The organism is Limosilactobacillus pontis DSM 8475 (genome assembly GCF_001435345.1).
Lineage (GTDB): Bacteria > Bacillota > Bacilli > Lactobacillales > Lactobacillaceae > Limosilactobacillus > Limosilactobacillus pontis.
Genome location: NZ_AZGO01000040.1, coordinates 12,976 through 17,194, shown reverse-complemented (window position 1 = coordinate 17,194; position 4,219 = coordinate 12,976). Strand labels below are relative to the sequence as shown.

Sequence of the window (4,219 nt, the reverse complement as noted above, 5' to 3'; positions counted from 1 at the left end):
CCCAGCCACTGTTTGTGCTTATTGGACAATCAAAATCAGATAGTTCAATAATCTAAAATATACCGAAAAATTTAGTTAGGTTAGCCAAAATGAGCGTATAATTAAAGGTGGAGGTGTTAAAAGTGACGACAGTTTTTGTTCACGATAATGATAAGACGCAAACGGTTCATTGCTCTGACGGTACACAAGGGGTCATGCAGATCAGCGATGTAGACTCAGCACCAAAGTACGATTTTAAGTTTTACGGTCACGCTCATCCTGGTTTCTTCTTGAACGGAGACCAATACCACAGCGGCGAGAAGCTGAAGGTGGAGGAAGTTCTAGATACCGAAGAGTTCCAGCTCAAGTTCGTTTAAGTAAAAATGAGGATGGTAGGCACCAGACCGATGTTTACCATCCTCATTTTTTTACTTCTTAACAATTTGTTCGGCGTGGTTCAGGACGTCGGCAATCAAGACCACCACCTGGGGGTCGTCAAGGCGGTAGATCACGACCTTGCCCTGTCGGTGTTGCTGGACCAGGTTATACTTGCGGAGTAATTGGAGCTGGTGAGAGACCCCTGATTGTTCCCAATTCAGCCGTTCGCTGATTTCGGAGACACTCATCGAGTGCTGGATCAGGAGGTAGAGGAGTTGTAGGCGCTTGGGGTTACCAAGGATCTTGAAAAAATGACTGATATGCTCAAGATTAGGATTTTCGTTCACAGACACAGCAGATCACCACTTTCCATCGAAAAGCGCTTTAATTGACGCTCAGTTAACTAATATATTTTTATTCTAAGGTTTTAAACTAAAAAAAGCAAAAGTAGAATTACTTTTGCTTTTTTATGCTTAGTTATGTCTAGATTAGAGAGCCAGGTGCTGACCAACGTAGATCACATATGGACTCTGCAGGTTGTTCTTACTTGCCAAGGTTTGCCAGTTCAGGCCATACTGTGCAGCAATCTTGGACAGTGAGTCACCATTTTGCACAACGTAGCCGGTGTGACTCGTGGAAACGTGGTGACTTGCGGTGGTGTGGTAACTTGTTTGGCTACCAGCACGAACCTGGAGCTGTTGACCGACGTAAATGTGGTTCGGGTTGGTCAAGTGGTTGACCTGGGCCAGCTGTGAATAGCTGGTGTTGAACTGAGCAGCGATACCGGAGAGGGTATCACCACGTTGGACGGTGTACGTTGAATTAGTAGTAGTTGAACTCGTGTGATGGGTCGTGGTTGTTGGTGTCGCGGTGTGTTGACTGCTTGCCTGAGCACGAACCTGGAGCTGTTGCCCAACGTAGATCCAGTTTGGGTTAGTCAGGTGGTTGATCTGTGCCAGGCTAGTGTAGGTGGTGTTGAACTTGTTGGCGATACCAGAAAGGGTGTCACCACGCTGGACGGTGTAGGAACTAGCGCCTGCGTTTTGTGACGATGTGGTTTTGGTCGTCGATGATGCGGCGTGGTTATTCGTCTGTGCTTGAGCTCGCAACCGGAGATTTTGCCCAACGTAGATCCGGTTTGGATTAGTCAGGTGGTTGATCTGTGCCAGGCTAGTGTAGGTGGTGTTGAACTTGTTGGCAATACCGGAGAGGGTGTCACCACGCTGGACGGTGTAGGAATTAACACTCGAATTCTGGTGAGCCGTGGTGGTTGAGTCCGTATGCTTCGTTGACGTCGTGGCCTGGGACTGGTGTTGTTCAGATGCTGATGAATTTTGACGAACCAGCAGGCGTTGACCGACATAGATACGGTTGACATTATGAATGTCGTTCAGGTGGGCCAGGGTGTTAACCGAGGTGTTGAGCTTATTGGCAATACCGGAGAGGGTATCACCACCATGAACGGTGTAGTAGTTAGTGCTACCGTTAGCTTCAAAGTTGGTATTGGACGTTGAAGCATTCTTGTAGCGGTTGGTAACTGTCCGACCAGAGAAGGCCACCGAATCGAGTTGGTTCAGGTTATAGGTCTGAACCAACTTGATCAGTGAGCGGGCATAGCTTGGATCGGTGGCGTAACCATCCTGGCGGAGCTTGTTGGCAACTGATACGTAGTTGGTGTCGCCAAGCAGATTGTGGTAACGACGGTTGCTGTATAAGAAGTTACCATGGTCCTCAACAGATTCGGAGTTATTGGCGTAGGCCCGGAAATTATCGTTGATGTAGACACTGTGGCCACCGTAAACTTCCCGCGTCCGCATATTGACGGAATGGCCGTTGTAGGAACCCTTGATCCCAAAGAGGTTGTGGGCACTGGTGGACAGGTAAGAGCGACCCCAACCACTCTCCAGGATGGCCTGGGCAACGGTAACGGATGGCAAAACCTGGTACTTGTTCCAACCGGCGACGGCGCCAGGGGCGACACTCTGAATGAAGTTCTGGCTGTGAGCGTTGTTGCTGAAGTGCAGCGATGCCAGGTCTACTCCGGTATTTTGTTGAGGAGCAGTAGTGGCAGCCATCGCCATGGTAGTTGCCGCACTAGCGCTAGCAGGGGCTGCACTTTGGACGGTGGAAGCCGTGGCGGATTGGACCGGTACCGCACTGGCGGAGGTAGTAGCTGCACTGGCGCTTAAGACGGCGGTAGTGGTGGCTGTCGAACTGTTAGCCGTAGCAGAACTGATTACCGCACTGCTGGAACTAGCTGAGTTGGTGGCAGCTGAACTGTCGGCCGTAGAATTACTATTTGGGGTCGCGCTAGTGATCTGCGTTTCCGCCTTTGCTGGTTGACCATTATCGGCGTGGGCAACCGCACCGGTAGCGGTAAGCATCGTGAGTGCCGTGATGCCGGCAAACATCCATTTCCGGCCGCTCTTGTACATCTTGTAATGTGTGGACGCATTAGTAGATTCCTGACGATTCATTAGCATTGACTCCCTTGACTTAAAATGACTGATAAATATTTTTGCTAATTTTTAGAAAAAAATATTTAAGAACATATTAAGATTTAGCTAGTATCAAGTTAACATTAATTTGTCTAAGCGTCAATTTTAAACAGAAACACATTATTAGTAGATTTATATTTGAGGAAGCCGTAGCGGTGATCATAGCGGCGTTTTATTGTTGCGTGGGGCTGATAAATAAATTTAAACAGATGAAAAAGTCAACATATCTTCCTGGTAGGGGCTAAATCTGGGAAATATGTTCCCCGGCTATGACTGGTTAAGCTATAATAAAGAGGTTGCTGGTGATTCGTCGCTAATTTTGGAAGAAAGTAGGGATTTGTGAAATGGTTGCGAAGTTAAAGGATGTTGCCCAGCTTGCGGGGGTTTCGGTAACCACCGTGTCCCGGGTGATCAACAACTACGGGTCCCTGAGTGAAAAAACCATCAAGAAGGTTCATGCGGCGATGCGGGAGTTGAACTACCAGCCTAACGCCTTGGCGCGGGCAATGCAGGGGAAGCCGTCCAAGTTCATTGGCCTGATCTTTCCCAACCTGATTAACCCCTTCTTCGCGGAGTTGGTTAATGAGTTGGAACGACAGCTCTTCATCAAGGGCTACAAGACGATCATTGCCTCCTCGGCCGAAAACCCAGAGATCGAGCATGACTACCTGAATATGCTAATGGCCAACCAGGTCGACGGGATCATTTCTGGCTCCCATAACCTCGACATTAAGGAGTACCACCAGATCAAGGCGCCGATTGTCTCGTTTGACCGGTACCTGGCCGATAACATTCCAATCGTTTCGGCAGATAGCTACCAGGGGGGACAACTCGCCACTCAGTACCTGCTTGATCATCAGGTACGGCGGATTGCGGTGATGGTTGACGAGGACCAATCGGTTTCGCCAACCGTCAACCGGCTTCAGGGGGTTGTTGACTACCTCGGTCGTCACCACCGGAGTTTCGATCCGCTCGATGCCCACCAGGTTGACCTGGTAAACGTCTTCCCGGGTATCTATGACGGGGTGATTGCTTCCAACGATGTCCAGGCCTTAAGGATTGCCAATATTTACCACCAGGCGGGCCTTAAGCTTAACCAGGATTACTTTTTGACCGGTTATAATGGCTCGACCCTAATTCGCCAGACCAATCCCGAGCTGCCAACAGTGATCCAACCGATTACGGAGCTGAGTGCCAAATTGATTTCGACCCTGATGACTCGGATCACGAGCCCTCAGGCTACAGTGCTGTCCGCCGTAGTTCCGGTACAATTCTATGCACCTGGTGAATAAAAGACTGGGAAATAAGCTTCTCGGCGCCCTGTACGGCTAGTCTAGAGCGAAGGTTGACGCTAGAGGCGTCGT

4 protein-coding genes are annotated in these 4,219 nt (G+C 49.3%); 2 read left to right on the top strand and 2 right to left on the bottom strand.

Annotated elements, in window-relative coordinates:
- Positions 1-122 precede the first annotated feature (122 nt).
- A complete protein-coding gene (locus FD34_RS02995) occupies positions 123-356 on the top strand; it encodes a hypothetical protein (protein WP_083479822.1) in 234 nt (77 codons plus the stop codon).
- Between the two features lie 51 nt (positions 357-407).
- Here FD34_RS02995 and FD34_RS02990 read toward each other — a convergent pair whose 3' ends face one another.
- Together FD34_RS02990 and FD34_RS02985 are read right to left on the bottom strand one after the other, a co-directional pair.
- Complete coding sequence (locus FD34_RS02990; RefSeq protein WP_057806630.1) at positions 408-710, bottom strand: ArsR/SmtB family transcription factor; 303 nt, start codon at positions 708-710, stop codon at positions 408-410.
- A 135-nt stretch (positions 711-845) separates the two neighbouring features.
- Complete coding sequence (locus FD34_RS02985) at positions 846-2,834, bottom strand: LysM peptidoglycan-binding domain-containing protein (RefSeq protein ID WP_057806629.1); 1,989 nt, start codon at positions 2,832-2,834, stop codon at positions 846-848.
- 365 nt (positions 2,835-3,199) lie between these two features.
- Between FD34_RS02985 and FD34_RS02980 the strand changes: the two genes are divergently transcribed.
- A complete protein-coding gene (locus FD34_RS02980; RefSeq protein ID WP_057806628.1) occupies positions 3,200-4,147 on the top strand; it encodes a LacI family DNA-binding transcriptional regulator in 948 nt (315 codons plus the stop codon).
- Positions 4,148-4,219: the final 72 nt, after the last annotated feature.

Excerpts from the sequence above, each read along its gene's own strand:
- FD34_RS02985 (WP_057806629.1), bottom strand. The coding sequence starts at position 2,834 with ATGAATCGTCAGGAATCTACTAATGCGTCCACACATTACAAGATGTAC.
- FD34_RS02980 (WP_057806628.1), top strand. The coding sequence starts at position 3,200 with ATGGTTGCGAAGTTAAAGGATGTTGCCCAGCTTGCGGGGGTTTCGGTA.